Source organism: Agromyces aurantiacus (genome assembly GCF_016907355.1).
Taxonomy (GTDB): domain Bacteria; phylum Actinomycetota; class Actinomycetes; order Actinomycetales; family Microbacteriaceae; genus Agromyces; species Agromyces aurantiacus.
In genome coordinates this window covers 3,014,111-3,029,928 of sequence record NZ_JAFBBW010000001.1, presented here as the reverse complement: position 1 = coordinate 3,029,928, position 15,818 = coordinate 3,014,111, and the positions used below count along the sequence as shown (strand labels likewise).

13 protein-coding genes are annotated in these 15,818 nt (G+C 73.5%); 6 read left to right on the top strand and 7 right to left on the bottom strand.

Annotation, left to right across the window (positions count from 1 at the left end; genetic code table 11):
* Window positions 1-12 precede the first annotated feature (12 nt).
* A complete protein-coding gene (locus JOD46_RS14280; protein WP_204395179.1) occupies window positions 13-639 on the bottom strand; it encodes a DUF6264 family protein in 627 nt (208 codons plus the stop codon).
* A gap of 8 nt (window positions 640-647) precedes the next feature.
* A complete protein-coding gene (fbaA, locus tag JOD46_RS14275) occupies window positions 648-1,679 on the bottom strand; it encodes a class II fructose-bisphosphate aldolase (RefSeq protein ID WP_204395178.1) in 1,032 nt (343 codons plus the stop codon).
* Between the two features lie 112 nt (window positions 1,680-1,791).
* On the opposite strand from fbaA, the gene JOD46_RS14270 reads away from it, so the two are divergent.
* The 3 genes from JOD46_RS14270 (at window position 1,792) to JOD46_RS14260 (ending at window position 5,304) form a co-directional block, all read left to right on the top strand.
* Complete coding sequence (locus JOD46_RS14270) at window positions 1,792-2,697, top strand: fructose-bisphosphatase class II (RefSeq protein ID WP_204395177.1); 906 nt, start codon at window positions 1,792-1,794, stop codon at window positions 2,695-2,697.
* Between the two features lie 162 nt (window positions 2,698-2,859).
* Window positions 2,860-3,861 (top strand): class II fructose-bisphosphatase, encoded by a 1,002-nt coding sequence (gene glpX / locus JOD46_RS14265; protein WP_204395176.1) that lies wholly within the window; start codon window positions 2,860-2,862, stop codon window positions 3,859-3,861.
* 57 nt (window positions 3,862-3,918) lie between these two features.
* Entirely contained in the window at window positions 3,919-5,304 is a 1,386-nt protein-coding gene (locus JOD46_RS14260; protein ID WP_239562778.1) for an MFS transporter, read from the top strand.
* A 149-nt stretch (window positions 5,305-5,453) separates the two neighbouring features.
* On the opposite strand, the gene JOD46_RS14255 is transcribed toward JOD46_RS14260, so the two are convergent.
* Complete coding sequence (locus JOD46_RS14255; protein WP_204395175.1) at window positions 5,454-6,809, bottom strand: DNA recombination protein RmuC; 1,356 nt, start codon at window positions 6,807-6,809, stop codon at window positions 5,454-5,456.
* Window positions 6,810-6,929: 120 nt separating this feature from the next.
* Complete coding sequence (locus JOD46_RS14250) at window positions 6,930-7,547, bottom strand: exonuclease domain-containing protein (RefSeq protein WP_204395174.1); 618 nt, start codon at window positions 7,545-7,547, stop codon at window positions 6,930-6,932.
* A 121-nt stretch (window positions 7,548-7,668) separates the two neighbouring features.
* On the opposite strand from JOD46_RS14250, the gene JOD46_RS14245 reads away from it, so the two are divergent.
* Window positions 7,669-8,454, top strand: a complete 786-nt coding sequence (locus tag JOD46_RS14245) for a class I SAM-dependent methyltransferase (protein WP_307835052.1) — start codon at window positions 7,669-7,671, stop codon at window positions 8,452-8,454.
* A gap of 12 nt (window positions 8,455-8,466) precedes the next feature.
* Here the strand turns inward: JOD46_RS14245 and JOD46_RS14240 are convergent, their stop codons facing one another.
* Window positions 8,467-10,686, bottom strand: a complete 2,220-nt coding sequence (locus JOD46_RS14240) for a caspase family protein (protein WP_204395173.1) — start codon at window positions 10,684-10,686, stop codon at window positions 8,467-8,469.
* Between the two features lie 39 nt (window positions 10,687-10,725).
* On the bottom strand, window positions 10,726-12,750 hold the full coding sequence (locus JOD46_RS14235) for a DUF7363 domain-containing protein (RefSeq protein ID WP_204395172.1): 2,025 nt from the start codon (window positions 12,748-12,750) through the stop codon (window positions 10,726-10,728).
* Window positions 12,751-12,875: 125 nt separating this feature from the next.
* Here JOD46_RS14235 and JOD46_RS14230 point away from each other — a divergent pair, with 125 nt between their 5' ends.
* Window positions 12,876-13,838 carry a DMT family transporter gene (locus tag JOD46_RS14230; RefSeq protein WP_204395171.1) on the top strand — a complete coding sequence of 321 codons (963 nt, stop codon included), beginning with the start codon at window positions 12,876-12,878 and terminating at the stop codon, window positions 13,836-13,838.
* Here the strand turns inward: JOD46_RS14230 and JOD46_RS14225 are convergent.
* Entirely contained in the window at window positions 13,779-14,585 is an 807-nt protein-coding gene (locus tag JOD46_RS14225; RefSeq protein WP_204395170.1) for an alpha/beta fold hydrolase, read from the bottom strand. The two genes, JOD46_RS14230 and JOD46_RS14225, sit on opposite strands and share 60 nt — an antisense overlap.
* 111 nt (window positions 14,586-14,696) lie before the next feature.
* Here JOD46_RS14225 and ychF point away from each other — a divergent pair, with 111 nt between their 5' ends.
* Window positions 14,697-15,770, top strand: a complete 1,074-nt coding sequence (ychF, locus tag JOD46_RS14220; protein ID WP_204395169.1) for a redox-regulated ATPase YchF — start codon at window positions 14,697-14,699, stop codon at window positions 15,768-15,770.
* The last annotated feature ends 48 nt before the right edge of the window (window positions 15,771-15,818 follow it).

Sequence of the window (15,818 nt, the reverse complement as noted above, 5' to 3'; positions counted from 1 at the left end):
GCCGCGCGCGGGTCAGGCCCCTGCCATCCCGTCGAGGTACGACTGGAACGTGGGGTCGGTGAAGAACACGATCGAGGTCAGCACGATCGTCGCGAGCATGGCGACGGCCCCGCCGAGAAGCGGCACCCAGAACGCCGCCCGGCCCGCCCGCATCCGCACGATCGACCAGCCGAGCACGGCCGCGTAGAGCGCGAGCATGAACACGGTGCCCACGAGCGCGAGGGTGGGGAGCCACTCCTGCGGCGTGTAGGTGCCGACGCCCTGCTGCGAGTAGACGGTCTGGATGGCGCCGGGCAACTGCTGCAGGCTCACCGACGTGTTCCACGCGCCGACCGCGCCGAGCGCGAGCAGGAGGATCGTGATGAAGCGGTCGACGGTGCGGGGTTGCCCAGCGGTGGCGCCGGCGAGCGGGGGAGCCGGGGCCGCCGGCGCCGGGGCCGCGGGCGGCGGCGGCGCGCCGTGCGAGGACGCGCCCGAGGCATCCGGGCGCTGCTCGCCGGGCGGCGGCCAGGTCCAGCCCTCGGGCGCGTACTCGCCGTACTGCGGACGGGGCCGCTCGTCGTGCGGCCGCGCGGGCGGCGCGCCGTCGGTGCCGCGCGCGTGCGCGGTCTCGTCGCGAGCGGCCTCGTCCTGCGTCATCCGGCGCCCTACGCCGAGATCGACTTGCCGGCCGAGCCGAGCTGACGGGTGGACTCGCCGACGCGCGCGGCCATGGCGGTCTCGGCGACCTTGCCCCACGCACGAGGGTCGTACTGCTTCTTGTTGCCGACCGAGCCGTCGACCTTCAGCACGCCGTCGTAGTTCTGGAACATGTAGCCGGCGATCGAGCGCGTGAACGCGTACTGCGTGTCGGTGTCGATGTTCATCTTGACGACGCCGTTCGCGACCGCCTCGGCGATCTCGGCGTCGGTCGACCCGGAGCCGCCGTGGAAGACGAGGTCGAGCGGCTTCTCGCCGGTGCCGTACTTGGCGGCGAGGCCGTCCTGGATCTCCTTGAGCAGCGAGGGACGGAGCTTGACGTTGCCGGGCGCGTAGACGCCGTGCACGTTGCCGAACGTGAGGGCGGCCATGTAGCGCCCGTTCTCGCCGAGGCCGAGCGCCTCGACCGCCGCGATCGCGTCGTTCAGGGTCGTGTACAGCGCCTCGTTCGAGCCCTCGTGCTTGACGCCGTCCTCCTCGCCGCCGACGACGCCGATCTCGACCTCGAGGATGGCGTTGATGTTCTTGAGCTTGGGCAGGATCGCCTTGGCGATCTCGAGGTTCTCGTCGAGCGGCACGGCCGAGCCGTCCCACATGTGCGACTGGAAGATCGGGTTGCGGCCGGCCTTGACCTCCTCCTCGGACGCGGCGATGAGCGGGTACACGAACCCGTCGAGCGCCTCCTTGGGGCAGTGGTCGGTGTGCAGCGCCACGGTGACGGGGTAGGCCTTCGCGACCTCGTGCGCGAACTTCGCGAACGCGAGCGCACCCGCCGCACGCGCCTTCACGGTGTGACCGGCGAAGTAGTCGGCCCCGCCCGTCGTGACCTGGATGATGCCGTCGGAGCCCGCCTCGGCCAGGCCCTGCAGCACCGCGTTCAGGGTCTGCGAGCTCGAGACGTTGAACGCCGGGAACGCGAAGCCCTGGGCCTTGGCGGTGTCGAGCATCTGCGCGTACTGCTCGGGGGTTGCGATGGGCATGCCTTGCTCCTTCGGAAAGTCGGGGACGCCACGAGTCTAGCGACGTGTCGAGCGAGCCTCAGGTGCCGGGCGCGCGAGCGGATGCCGCGGGACGATGCGGCACGATGGAGTCGTGCCCGCCCCGCAGCCCGACGCCCACCGGCTCGCCGACCGCCTCGCGGAGGCGACGCGGCTCGCGGCGCTCGCCGCCACCCCGCTCGTGGGCAGCGGCGACCGCGATGCCGTGGACGGCGCCGCCGTGGCGGCGATGCGCGCCGCGCTCGCCGACGCGCCGGCCGACGGGCGCGTGGTCGTCGGGGAGGGCGAGAAGGACGACGCGCCCATGCTCCACCTCGGCGAGCGCTTCGGCACCGGGCTCGGCCCGGCGATCGACCTCGCCGTGGACCCCGTCGACGGCACGAGCCTGGCCGCGGCTGGACGGCCCGGGGCGATGGCGATCATGGCGGTCGCGCCGCGCGGCGCGTTCCTCGAGATCGGCCCGGCGCACTACATGGCCAAGCTCGTCAGCCGGGTGCCCGGGCTCGAGCTCGACGCGCCGATCCGCGAGACGGTCGCGCGCATCGCCGCGGCTCGCGGCGTGCCGGTGACCGAGGTGCGCGTCGCCGTGCAGGACCGACCGCGCAACGCCGCGCTCGCGCGCGCGGCCGCCGCGACCGGCGCCTCGGTCGAGCTGTTCGCGCACGGCGACGTCGAGCGGTGCCTGCGCGCGGCCCGCGCCGACGGCGACCTCGACCTCGTCGTCGGCATCGGCGGGGCGCCCGAGGGCGTGCTCACCGCGGCAGCCGTGCGGGCGCTCGGCGGATGGATGCGGGCACGGCTCGCGCCGCAGTCCGAGCGCGAGGCGCACCGGCTCGCGGCGGCGGGCATCCCGGCCGGACGCGTGGCGGGGCTCGTCGAGCTGTGCGGGCCCGCGGCGGCGGTGTTCCTGACCGCGGTCACGCCCTGCGACCTCGGGCCGGGCCGGCGGCTCGAGCCGGGCGCCTCATGGCGCCTCGGGTCGGTCGATGCGTTCCGATGATGCGGCTCCGTCGTCGCTCGTCACGTTAAGAATCGCCGAACTTTCACGCCCCCACGCGGTCATGCGGCCCACCTCGGACGGCGCCGTCAGTAGGCTCGAATCGACGCCGACGAGCGCACACGACGCGCGGGCGCCATCCCACGACGCATGGAGGACACCTCGATGGTGAGCACCGATACCGCAAGCCTCTACCTGCACCCCGACCGCAACATCGCGCTCGAGCTGGTGCGTGCCACGGAGGCCGCCGCCATCCGCTCGTACCCCTGGATCGGTCGCGGCGACAAGCTCGCCGCCGACGGCGCCGCGGTCGACGCGATGCGCGCGTTCCTCGGCACCGTGAACTTCGACGGCGTGGTCGTGATCGGCGAGGGCGAGAAGGACGAGGCGCCCATGCTCTTCAACGGCGAGAAGGTCGGCAACGGGCGTGGACCCGCGTGCGACATCGCCGTCGACCCGATCGACGGCACCTCGCTCACCGCCGCCGGCCGTCAGAACGCGCTCTCGGTCATCGCGGTCGCCGACCGCGGCACCATGCTCGATGCGTCGAGCGTGTTCTACATGGACAAGATCGTGACGGATGCCGCGGGCATCGGCGTCGTCGACATCCGCAAGCCGATCGGCGAGAACCTGCGCTCGCTCGCCGCGGCCAAGGGCAAGGACGTCGGCGAGCTGCGCGTCGCGGTGCTGAACCGTCCGCGGCACGAGCAGCTGATCGCCGACATCCGCGCGGCGGGCGCCGGAACCCGCCTGATCTCCGACGGCGACGTCGCCGGCGGCATCAACGCCGCGCGGTACGAGTCGCGCATCGACATGTGCGTGGGCATCGGCGGCAGCCCCGAGGGCATCACGACCGCGTGCGCGATCAAGGCGCTCGGCGGCTTCATGCAGGGGCGGCTCGCCCCGAAGGACGACGAGGAGCGCGCTCGCGGCGAGGCCGCCGGGCTCGACTGCGACAAGGTGTACGAGCTCGACGACCTCGTGCGCAGCGACAACACCTTCTTCGTCGCCACCGGCGTGACCGACGGCGAGCTCGTCGACGGCGTGCGCAAGAAGGGTCCGATCATCCGCACCGAGTCGATCGTGCTCCGCGGGAAGTCGGGCACCATCCGCCGCATCATCGCCGACCACCTCGTCGAGAAATGGCTCGACGAGAGCGACCGCTGACGCGGCCCTGAGCGGAATCGCTCGACCGATGTCGGGCGGGTCCACCAGACTGGGCGGATGACTTCCGAGAACCGGATGCCGCGCGCGCTCCGGCCGTTCGCCGACGGGCAGTACCGCCTGCTCGTCGTCGCACTGTCGGCGTCGCTGCTGTCGGCGGGCGCATGGGTCGTCGCGGCGGCGTGGCAGGTCATCGAGCTCGGCGGCTCGCCGATCGACCTGTCGATGGTCGCGATCGGCGCGAGCCTCGGACTCGTCGTCGCGGTACTCGTGGGCGGCGTGGTCGCCGACCGGGTGCCGCAGCGCCGCATCCTCCTCACGATCGAGGTCGTCCGGTCGATCGTGTTCACGGTCGCGGGCGTGCTCGCCGTGACCGGCGTGATCGAGGTCTGGCACCTCGCGTTGCTCTCGTTCGTGCTCGGCGTCGCCGACGGGTTCTTCTACCCGGCCTATTCGGCGTGGCTGCCGGCCCTGCTGCCGTCCGACCAGCTGCTCGCGGCGAACGGCGTCGAGGGCATGCTGCGGCCGGTCGCGCAGAACGCCGCCGGGCCGGCGCTCGCGAGCGTCCTCATCGCGGTGCAGGCCCCGTGGCTGGCCTTCCTCGTCGTCGCCGCACTGCAGGTCGTCGCGATCGTCGGGCTCGGGCTCATGCGCACCACCGCCGTGCGTCGCGACCTCGAGGCGAGCGAGGCGCACCCGGTGCGGCAGATGTTCGCCGACCTGCGCGACGGGTTCACGTACCTGCTGCGCACGCGCTGGCTGTTCGCGACGCTCGCGTTCTCGATCCTGCTGGTGCTCGCGGTCATCGGGCCGATCGAGGTGCTGATCCCGTTCGCGGTGCGCGACCAGGCCGGTGGCGGCGCCGGCGAGTTCGCGCTCGTGCTCGCCTCGTTCGGCGCCGGCGGCGCCATCGGCTCGCTGCTGGTCGCGTCGCTCCGGCTCCCGCGTCGCTACCTCACCCTCATGATCCTGGCGTGGGGGTTCGGGTGCATCCCGCTCGCCCTGATCGGCGTCACGTCGTGGCTGTGGGTCATGGTCGTCGCGACGTTCGTGGTGGGCTTCCTCTTCCATGCGGCCTCGGTCGTCTGGGGCACCCTGCTGCAACGCCGGGTTCCGCCGGCCATGCTCGGACGCGTCTCGAGCCTCGACTTCTTCGTCTCGCTCGCGCTCATGCCCCTGTCGATGGCGATCGCGGGGCCCATGGGCGAGTGGCTCGGTCTTGCACCGGCGTTCCTCATCGCCGGCTTCGTGCCGCCGCTGCTCGCGATCGTCACGCTCGCGGCCGCACGCCTCGGGCAGGACGAGCTCGCGCACCCGCTGGACGACGGTGTACCCGACCCGACGCAGGTGACCGGTGCGGGCGCGGCCGCGGGCTTCGAGGCGCCCGCCGACGAGGAGCACTCGAGCGCCGATGCCGTCGAGCGGGTCGATCCCGAGCGCAACTGACCCTGACGCGCCGGCCGATGAGGAGCACTCGATCGAGGGTCGATCCCGAGCGCAGCTGACGCCGACGCGCTGCGTGCGGCGCGGACTGCGCGCGGCGCGGAGTCGACGAGCCGTGCCCCGTGGTGCCGAGCACCACGGGGAGGTGACGATCAGTCGACGTCGGATTCGGCGCCCGCGGTGACGGAGGCGCGCAGCTCGGGGTCGAGGTCGGCCTGCTCGTGTGAAACGAGCTCGTACGCCGTGAGTTCGCGCGGCGCCTCCTCGATGCCCTGCAGCGGCGCGAGCACCTTCGACTCGTCGAGCGCGCCGAGCTTGCGCGCGGTCGGGAGGACCTGCCGTTCGAGCGAACCGACGAAGGCGTTGTAGTCCTTGACGCTGCGCTCGATCGTGCGGCCCAGCTTCTCGATGTGCCCGGCCGTGGTCGCCAGGCGCGAGTAGAGCTCGCGGCTGAGGTCGAAGAGGGTCTTGGCCTCGTTGGTCAGCACGTCCTGCTGCCACGAGTAGGCGACCGTCTTCAGCACCGACCAGAGCGTCACGGGCGAGGCGAGCGCGACGCGCTTGCCGAACGCGAACTCCATGATGCCGGGGTCGGCCTCGAGCGCGGACGACACGAGCGACTCGCTCGGGATGAAGGCGATGACGAGCTCGGGCGAGGCGTCGAGGCCGTTCCAGTAGGCCTTCGAGCCCAGCGCGGTGATGTGCGCGCGGACCGCCTGGACATGCTGCTTCATGAAGTCGGCGCGCTTGGCCCCGTCGGCGCCGGTCGCGGTGGCCGGGATCTGGCTGGCCTCGAGGTACGCGTTGAACGGCACCTTGGCGTCGACCGCGATCGACTTGCCGCCGGGCAGGTGCACGATCATGTCGGGCCGGCCCGCGCCGGCGTCGCTCGAGATGCTCGACTGCACGTCGAAGTCGACGCGCTCGATGAGGCCCGCGGCCTCGACGACGCTGCGCAGCTGGGTCTCGCCCCAGACCCCGCGCGTGCTGTTCGAGCGCAGTGCCGACGCGAGCGCCTCGGCGGTCGCACGCAACCGCTCCTCGGACTCGGTCGCGGTGCGCAGCTGCTGCGCGAGTTCGCCGTGCTGGCGGGTGCGCTGCGACTCGAGCTCGGTGACCTTGTGCTGCATCTCGCTCAGGGACTGCTTCACGGGCGCGAGCGCCTGCAGCACGCGGCTCTCGGCGGCATCGCGTGCCTCGCGTGCGGCGATCTCGGCGCGCTGGCGCTCGACGAGCTCGCGGTACTGCTGCTGGGCGACCTCGATCTGCTCGCGGAGTCCCTCGGCACGCGCGTGCGTGGCCGCGAGCTCCTCGCGGAGCAGCGCCTTCGCGGCCTCCTCGCCCGCGCGCACCTCGGCGAGCATCGCCTGGTGCCGCGCCTCGACGAGCGCGGGATCCTCATGCTGCGCGGCGTCGGCCGCCTGCCGCCTCGACGCGAGCAGGTGCGCGGCGAGGGCGCCGAGCGCGGCGCCGACGAGGAGGCCGATGACGAGCAGGAGGAGTTCCATGCCGACAGTGTGTCAGCGGCATCCGACATCGGTGCTGAGGCGCCGCGCGTGTGCGCCGCTTCGGCCGCTCGTGCGCCACCCGGAATGGCGCACTGGGCTACGAGGTGGCGCGGCCACCGACTACTGCAGCGCCATCGGGCCGTGGTCCGCTTCGCGCGCCGCCGACGCGGCCGACCCGATCGCGCCGACGCGTACGCGCGTGACGTGCGCGAGCCGCTCGAGGTCGTCGGCGTCGTGCCGCTTCGCGGCGTGGACGATGATCGCGGCGCACGCCTCGGCATCGGCGAGCGCGTCGTGGTGCGAGAAGTCCTCGAAGCCCGCGGCCATCGCGGCCGACGGGAGCCGGTACGAGTCGAGGTGGTAGGTGCGGCGCGCGACCTGCAGGCTGCAGAGGTAGCGGAAGTCGGGCACCGCGAGGCCGTGCACCTCGCTCGTCTTCGCGATCACGCCCATGTCGAAGCCCGCGTTGTGCGCGACGAGCCAGTCCTCGCCCGCGAACTCGCGCAGGAACGGCAGGTGCACCTCCCACCCGCCGGCGCCCTCGACCATCTCCCGCGTGATGCCGTGGATCCGCACGTTCCAGTACGCGAAGTCGTCGTGCGGGAACGGCGGGCGGATGTAGCGGTGCTCGCGTTCGACCACGCGGCCGTCGACCACCTTCACGAGCCCCACCGAGCAGGCCGACGCGGGGGAGGAGTTGGCGGTCTCGAAGTCGATCGCGGTGAAGCTCACTGGCACGAGGGGATCGTCGCATGCGACGCCGACACGGCCGGGCGCGTCGCCCCGCGCGTCGGCGATCGGCGAGCCGAACCGGGCGTCGGCGGTTGACGGATGCCGCGTCGCGGGCTGGAATGGCACGGTGGACCAGCGCGAGTACGACCGCGACGCCCTCGTGAAGGATCCGGCCGACGCTGAGACCGTCCGCTCCGCGCGCTCGTTCGGCGCCGCGGCATCCGTCTACGGCGCCGCCCGGCCCGGCTACCCGGTCGATGCGGTCGCGTGGCTCGTCGGCGACGCGCGCCGCGTGCTCGACCTCGGCGCGGGCACGGGCCGGCTCACCGAGGCGCTCCTCGAGCTCGACCTCGACGTGCTCGCGGTCGACCCGGTCGAGGAGATGCTCGAGGAGCTCGAGGTGCGCGTGCCCGGCGTGCCGCGCATTCTCGGCACCGCCGAGGACATCCCCATCGAGGACGCCTCGGTCGACGCGGTCGTGGCCGGGCAGGCGTGGCACTGGTTCATCCCCGAGCGCGCGGTGCCCGAGATCGCGAGGGTGCTCCGGCCCGGCGGCGTGCTGGGCCTCGTCTGGAACAGCCGCGACACCACCGTCGACTGGCTCCGCCAGGCGGGCGCGATCATGCACGAACGCCACGATGCATCGGCGAGCTTCGAATCGTACGTGCGGGTCGGCCCGCCGTTCGGCCCGATCGAGGAGCACCGCGTCGAGTGGGTCGAGCGGATGTCGCGCGCGAGGTTCCTCGACCTCGTCCGCTCACGCAGCCACTACCTCACGGCCGCCCCGGCCGAGCAGCGGTCGGTGATCGCCGCGCTCGAGACCCTGCTGACGACCCATCCGGATGTCGCGGGCGCCGACGAGCTCGCCGTGCCTTACGTCACCCGCTGCTTCCGGACGCGCCTGCGCGGCTGAACGCGTCGGCGCTCAGGTCTCGAGCAGGTCGGCGACGGCCCGCAGGAGTGCCGCGACGGCGGTCGCGCGCCGGTCCGCGGGGACGCCGATACCGGTCGGCCGCAGTCCAGCGGGCCCCGTGGCGTCCGCCCCCGCTCCCGCCGCCCCCGCCGTGGCTGCGCCGGTCCCGGCGGGCACGGCCACCGAGCCGGTCGAGGGTTCGGCCTCCTTGCTGCGCCGCGCCGGCCCCAGCAGCACGCGCCCGGCCAGCACGTCGCTGCCGTGCATCTCGGGCGTCTGCCGCCTCCGGTCGCCGAACGCGTCGAGCACGGCGCGGTGGAAGTCTCGGTTGCGCAGGCCGGTCGAGGACGGCGCGGCCAGGAGCGGCGCGGCGATGCGCGTGAAGTCGCCGTGGCCGCCCGACTCCCACGCGACCTCGGTCGAGCGGCAGGCGCTGAAGAGGAATTCGCGACCGGTGCGGGGCGAGCGCCGCTCGCGCCTCGCCGGCCGTTCAACCGCCCGCACCGCCGAGAGCGCCTCGGCGCGCTCGGGCGTCGCCGCCGCGCCCCGGCGACGGCGGTACGCCGCGACGGCATCCTCGTCGAGGGCGACCCAGCGCGGCAGCGCGTCCTCGGGCGGCTCCTCGGCCAGGGGCGCCCGGTTCGCCTCGCCCGAGTGGCAGCAGTCGAAGAAGAGCGTGACGCTGACGCCGCTCGGGATGACCTCCCAGATGCGCGCGAGGTCGTCGTCGATGACGAGCGCGCCGTCGCGGAAGTCGACCGGGCAGAGCGCCTCGTCCTCCGACTCCTCGCCGGCCGTCTCGTCGCCGTCGAGGTCGGGCGCGGTCGTGCCGTGCCCGGAGTACTGGATCGCGAGCACGTCGCCGGGTGCGGCCTCGCTCACGAGGTCGAGGATGCCGGTCAGGATCGCGTCGCGCGTGGCCTCGCCGTTCACGAGCATCGTCACGTCGAACCCGCGCGCCGCGAACGCCTCGCGCCACATCTTCGCGTCGGCGACGCATCCGCGCAGCCGATCGCGCTCGGTCGGGTAGTCGTCGATGCCGATGCAGAGCGCCCGGCGGTTCGAGACGCCCGCCCGGCTCGCCGCCGCCGGATCGTCGACGACGGTCTCGGGGACGACGATCTCGCGCGAGCCCGCGACCGTCGCGAACGAGTCGATGTCGCTGCGTCCCGACACGCGGCGCAGCACGCTGTCCATGGTCGCGACGTCGTTGTCGAACCCGCCGTGCGAGCGGCTCGCGCTTCCCGTCCGCGGTCCGCGGTCGCGCGGCGCGAGCACGAGCTCCGCCGCCTCCGCGGGCGGGCGGCTGAGGAAGGCGGCGACGGCGCGACTGCGGGCGATGTCCTTCTCGAGGCCGAGCAGGGGCGTGTCCTTGTCGGACTCGAACGAGCGCGACACGAGGTAGAGCAGGGACTTGCCGTACAGGCCCACGCACGTGTCGTCCTGTTCGGTCGCGTCGTCCATGGCGAACACCGCGAGCCGCTCGATCGCACCCGCCTTGGCCCGGGGCAGGAGCTTCTCGCTGAAGGTGTCGATGCGCACCGCGGGAGCGAGGAACGTGGCGGTCTCGAAGCGCGGCACCCCGGCCTCGAGCGCGACGGGCAGGAAGTGCGAGTGGAAGATCGAGCCGGCGCTGTGGCCGACCGCGTGCAGGGAGACGTCGGTGGGATGCTCGCGGACGAAGCGGGCCAGCTCCTCGGCGAGCACGCGCGCGCCGCCCCCGGGTGCGGATGCCGCGGCCGCGTCGACCTTCATGTCGTTCCAGACGCCGCCGCCGCCGAGCAGTCGCGCGGCGACCTCGATGAAGTTGTCGCGCGCGTCGTCGAGCCAGCCGCGCCGGCCGCCGGTCGCCCAGCGTGCGAGCGAGTCGTGCACGGCCGACCAGATGCCGGTCTCCCAGACGAAGTGGATGGGGTAGACGCCGTTGCGCTTCCACCAGTCCACCTGCTGGTCGGCGATCGCGAAGCCGGCGTCCTTGTCGACGAGACCGCCGTGGGCCCAGATCACGACGGGGACCGGACCCGGCCGGTGGTCCTCGAGGAAGGCGGGCAGGTGCGTGCGGAAGATCGCCCGGATGTCGGCCTCGGTGGACCGGTACTCGCCGACCGACTTCGGAGCCTTCGCGCCGCGTGCCGCGAGGCGGCCGTCCTGCAGGTCGATGACGTGCGCGCGGAGCGCGGCGAGCCGCGCGGCGCCGATCGTCGATGCGGCCCTCGTCTCGGTGGTGGTCATGGGCCCGTCCCTTTCTGCTCCGTCGCGGATGGATCGCCCTCACTCCACCCGGATGCGCGCATCCGGGTGGGCGTAGACCGCGTAGGCGAGCGCCGACGCGTCACCCGCGGCCGCGGCCGCCGCACGGCCGGCGCGCGCCGCGCGCGAGATCGTGGATCCGTCGGCGAGCTCCTCGTAGAACGCGTCCATGAAGCGGCTCGCGGGCTCGTCGCCCACCGACCAGCCGCAGCCGACGAACGCGCCCGCGCCGCCGCGCAGGAACGCCTCGGCGAACCCGCCCAGCCCGGGATCGCCCGACGGCAGCCGGCCGACGTCGCACGCGTTGAGCACGACGAGCGGGGTGGTCTCGGCGGCGGGCCGGCGCGGCAGGTCGCGGCGCGCGTCGGCGTCGGTGTACCGGCCGGTCGGGGTCGCGTCGTCGTCTCGGTACCCGCCGAGCAGCAGCTCCTGGCGGCGTTCGGCGCCCGAGGTCCAGCGCCCGTGGCCGGCGAAGTGCAGCAGGTCGAACCCGCTCGACATGAGCGAGGCGAGCCCGTCGGCGGCGTCGGGTTCGACCGCGATCGCGCCGAAGCGGCGGTGCACGCCCTCGCCCTCGTCGGCGGTGCGCGTGAGGGCGAGGGCGGGGGAGGCGTAGGCCGGGCAGAGGTAGCGTGCGCGGGTGCGCCGCACTCGGATCGACGTCGGGTGCGCGGTGTCGTACACCCACCTCGTGGCCCCGTACTCCGCGAGGAAGCGGTCGGTCGGCGAGGCGTCCGTGCCCGGCGCGTGCACCAGGAGCAGCTCCCACGGCAGGTCGACCTCGCCGGTGGTCTGCACGACGAGGCCGTCGAGTTCGTCGCGATGCGTCCAGAGCAGTTCGCGCGCGCGTCGATCGAGCAGCTGGTCGGCGAGGGCCGCGCCGAGGCGTCGCAGGCGCCGGTCCGACAGCTCGGCGCGTTGGCCCGCGGGCAGCTCGGCGAGCTCGGCGCGCAGGCCGGCGATCGAGGCGTCGACGTTGCGCACGAAGCTCGCCTTGTCGCCCAACCGCACCCGGAAGCGGTACGTCTCGCCGCCCGCCGAGACCGCTGCGTGCAGCGTCGAGCGGCCGCCGACGAGCTCCTCGTCGACGCGGATGGTGGGCAGCGCGGCGACCACGGCGTCGGGCGTGCCGATCGCGGTCGCGACCCGAGCCACGCCCGACTGGTCGTGGTCGTGCGAGCCCACGACCTCGACGGTGAGGCGGAGCGTCGCGAGCGGCAGCTCGGAATCCTGGCGGACGATGACGGAGACCTCCGCCGGTCCCCGGTCGACCGCGATGAGCTTGAAGCGCGCCTCGGCCGTGCCCGTCGCCGGCAGCCGCAGCGATCGCGTTCGCAGGGCGCCGAGCGGGAACCGGAGGCCGCGCGGCACGACCGTGACCGTCACCGGGCGGTCGGCGAGGACCGGGATGTCGGCGCGGTCCTCGACCATGCCCGGCGTGGCCTCGATCGCGCCACGGCTGAGCCGGACGAGGAGGGTGGTGGCCGAGCCGGCGGACACGATCGGCTTCATCTCGGCCTGCACCTGGGCGGCGACGGACGGCGTCCGCTCGGCGGGCGCGGGAGCCGGAGCGGGCGCGGGAGCCGGGGCCGGGGCGGGCGCGGGTGCGGGGCCGGCGGGCGGCGGAACAGCCTCGACGCCCTCCTCGCCGGCACCGAAGCCGGGCCCGGGCACGCCCGACGCCGCGAACGCCTCGGCGAACGCGGCCGCGTCGGCGGCCGTGGCGAACTCGAGCACGATGATGCGGGCGCCCGGGGCGGGCAGGACGAGGTCGAGGCTCGCGCCGCCGTCGACCGCCAGGAAGGGGAGCACGGCGGCAGTGCCGTCCGGCATCGCCAGGAACATCGCCAGGCGCGCGGCATCCGCCGCCTGCACCCCCACGTGCAGGCGCGGGAACCCGAACCCGTCGGCGACGGCGAGGGCGACGACATCCGCGATGACCTGCGCCGCGACGGGCGCGGGCATGGTCGAGGGCCGCGGCGCCTCGGCCGGTGCGACCGTCGCTGGCGGCGCGATCTCCACGACCACGCGTCCTGCCTGCAGCATCCGTTCCCCTCCAGGGTCGACCAGCGGGCCCGGTGCGGGCCGTCGCTGCGGACGCTACGCCTGCGCGGCCCCCGCCGCATCAGGGACCGCACGGATGCCGCTCGCGCGGGACGTACGCTGGATCGATGACGCGCGGCCGGGTGTACCTGTTCCTCGCGCTCGCCAACCTGTTCTGGGCCGGCAACTACGTGTTCGGCGAGATGGTGACGCGCGAGATCTCCCCGATCTCGCTGACGTTTCTGCGATGGGCGTTCGCGGCGCTGCCGCTCCTGGCCCTCGCCTGGGTCGTCGAGCGCCCCGACTGGCGCGTCGCGCTCCGCGAATGGAAGCTGCACCTGCTGCAATCGCTGCTCGGCCTCACGGGATACACCCTGCTGCTCTACGCCGGGCTCGGGCTCACCGGGGCCGTCAACGCGGCGGTGCTCAGCGCGGTGAACCCCGCAACAATCGCGCTCGGGGCCGCGATCTTCCTGCGCGAGCGGCTGACGCGCGTGCAGGTCGCCGGGCTCGTCATCGCCTTCGCGGGTGTCACCGTCGTGCTCACGGGCGGCGACCTCGGCCTGCTCGTCGCGCAGGGCTTCGGCGCGGGCGACCTGCTCGTGATCGGATCGGTGCTCGCGTGGACGGTCTACTCGCTCATCGCGCGCCGGCTCGTCACACCGCCGATCACCGCGACGTCGGTGCAGGCCGTGTTCGCGGTCGTCACGATGCTGCCGGTCGTGGCGATCGCCGGCCTGTCACTGCCGTCCTCGCCCGCCGGAGCACTCGGCCTGGCGTACATCGTGCTCTTCCCGTCGATGGCCGGCTATGCGCTCTGGAACATCGGCGCCGCCCGCGTCGGGCCGTCGCGCGCGGGCATCTTCCTGAACCTCCTGCCCGTGTTCACGGTGCTGATCGCGCTCGCGTTCGGTGCGACGATCGAGCTCCCGGCCCTCATCGGCGGTGCGGTCGTGATCGTGGGCGTGTACCTGACGCTGCGTCCTCCCTCCGCCCGCCGGGGCCGCGACCGGGCGACGAGCGACGGCGCGTCACCTGCGAGGCTCGCTCGCGACCCGGTCGAGCCAGTCGCGGACGAGCGCCCGGAATAGCTCGGGCCGCTCGAACTGCAGGTTGTGCCCGGCGACGTCGAGCACGGCGAAGGTCGCCGCGGGGTAGCGCTCGACGAGATCCCACTGGTCGAGATAGCCGACGATCCAGTCCTGGCGGCCCGCCAGCACGAGCGTCGGGGCGGTGTACGGCGCGCCCTGCTCGATCGGCTCGTCGAGCCCGTACGCGGCGCGGATGCGCGCGATCGCGTCGGGATCGCCCGAGGCGAGGCCGGGCGCGACCTCGGCGCGGAACCGGTCGAGGGTCTCGGGAGATTCGACGACCGCGACATCCGTGTACTCGGCCGCCTCGGCCGGCTCCAGCCCCGCGACCAGGTCGGGATCGGGACGACGCACGACGCGCGCCGGCAGGCGGCGACCCGCCGCGTCGGCGACGACCGACGGGCAGACGAGCGCGAGCCCGAGCACCTGCTCGCGTCGCCGCTGCACGAGCGCCCGCGAGAGGTACCCGCCGTACGACTCGCCCACCAGCAGGAACGGCTCGTCGCCGATCGACTCGTCGACGAACGCGTCGACGCGATCGAGCACGTCGCGCGTGCTCGAGACGCCGTCGCCCGGCGAGGCGCCGAGCCCGGGCAGGTCGGGGTAGATGCGACGGATCGGCTCGTCGGCGTCGAAGACCGGCTCGAGGCATCCGCTCATCAGCCGATGATCGACGGGGAACCCGTGCAGGGCGAGCAGGGGAGTGCCCGAGCCGCGCTCGAGCACGTTGAGGGCGGGAGGGGTCACGGGACGAACCTAGGCGAGCGCGCCGACATCCGCCGCCCGGTCGCCCTTCGGCCGTCGCCCGGCCGCCGCCCTCGGCCGCCGCTCGGCCTGCGCCCGGTACGATGGACGCCCGTGGCACTCACCATCGGAATCGTCGGCCTCCCCAACGTCGGCAAGTCGACCCTCTTCAACGCCCTCACCAAGAACACGGTGCTCGCGGCGAACTACCCGTTCGCGACCATCGAGCCCAACGTGGGCGTAGTGAACTTGCCCGACCCCCGGCTCGAGACGCTCGCGAAGATCTTCGGCTCGGAGCGCATCCTCCCCGCGGCCGTGTCGTTCGTCGACATCGCGGGCATCGTCAAGGGCGCCTCGGAGGGCGAGGGGCTCGGCAACAAGTTCCTCGCGAACATCCGCGAGGCCGACGCGATCGCCCAGGTCGTGCGCGGCTTCGAGGACTCCGACGTCGTGCACGTCGAGGGCGTCGTCGACCCCAAGAACGACATGGAGACGATCAACGCCGAGCTGATCCTCGCCGACCTCGAGACCCTCGAGCGCGCCATCACGCGCTACGAGAAGGAGGTCAAGGGCAAGAAGCTCGACCCGTCGGTGCTGGCCGCCGCGAAGGAGGCGCAGGACGTGCTGCAGCGCGGCACGCCGCTCTCGGCGTCGAAGGTCGACGTGTCGCCCATCGCCGAGCTCGGCCTGCTCACCGCGAAGCCCTTCATCTACGTCTTCAACGTCGACGAGGCGGTGCTGACGGATGCCGCGCGCAAGGCCGAGCTCGCCGCCCTCGTCGCACCGGCCGAGGCGGTCTTCCTCGACGCGAAGATCGAGTCGGAGCTCATCGACCTCGACCCCGAGGACGCCGCCGAGCTGCTCGCGTCGACGGGCCAGGAGGAGTCGGGCCTCGACCAGCTCGCGCGCGTCGGCTTCGACACGCTCGGCCTGCAGACCTACCTCACCGCGGGCCCCAAGGAGTCGCGCGCCTGGACCATCCGCAAGGGCTGGAAGGCGCCGCAGGCCGCGGGCGTCATCCATACCGACTTCGAGAAGGGCTTCATCAAGGCCGAGGTCATCTCATTCGACGACCTCGTCGCGGCCGGTTCGGTCGCCGAGGCCCGCGCCAAGGGCAAGGCGCGCATGGAGGGCAAGGACTACGTCATGCAGGACGGCGACGTGGTGGAGTTCCGCTTCAACGTCTGACGCTGCCGGCCCGGTCCGGTCCGGCCCGGCCGGCCCGCTCGCCGAGAT

Coding starts and splice junctions, on each gene's coding strand:
- JOD46_RS14280 (WP_204395179.1), bottom strand. CDS start 639: ATGACGCAGGACGAGGCCGCTCGCGACGAGACCGCGCACGCGCGCGGC.
- fbaA (WP_204395178.1), bottom strand. CDS start 1,679: ATGCCCATCGCAACCCCCGAGCAGTACGCGCAGATGCTCGACACCGCC.
- glpX (WP_204395176.1), top strand. CDS start 2,860: ATGGTGAGCACCGATACCGCAAGCCTCTACCTGCACCCCGACCGCAAC.
- JOD46_RS14260 (WP_239562778.1), top strand. CDS start 3,919: ATGACTTCCGAGAACCGGATGCCGCGCGCGCTCCGGCCGTTCGCCGAC.
- JOD46_RS14255 (WP_204395175.1), bottom strand. CDS start 6,809: ATGGAACTCCTCCTGCTCGTCATCGGCCTCCTCGTCGGCGCCGCGCTC.
- JOD46_RS14240 (WP_204395173.1), bottom strand. CDS start 10,686: ATGACCACCACCGAGACGAGGGCCGCATCGACGATCGGCGCCGCGCGG.
- JOD46_RS14235 (WP_204395172.1), bottom strand. CDS start 12,750: ATGCTGCAGGCAGGACGCGTGGTCGTGGAGATCGCGCCGCCAGCGACG.
- JOD46_RS14230 (WP_204395171.1), top strand. CDS start 12,876: ATGACGCGCGGCCGGGTGTACCTGTTCCTCGCGCTCGCCAACCTGTTC.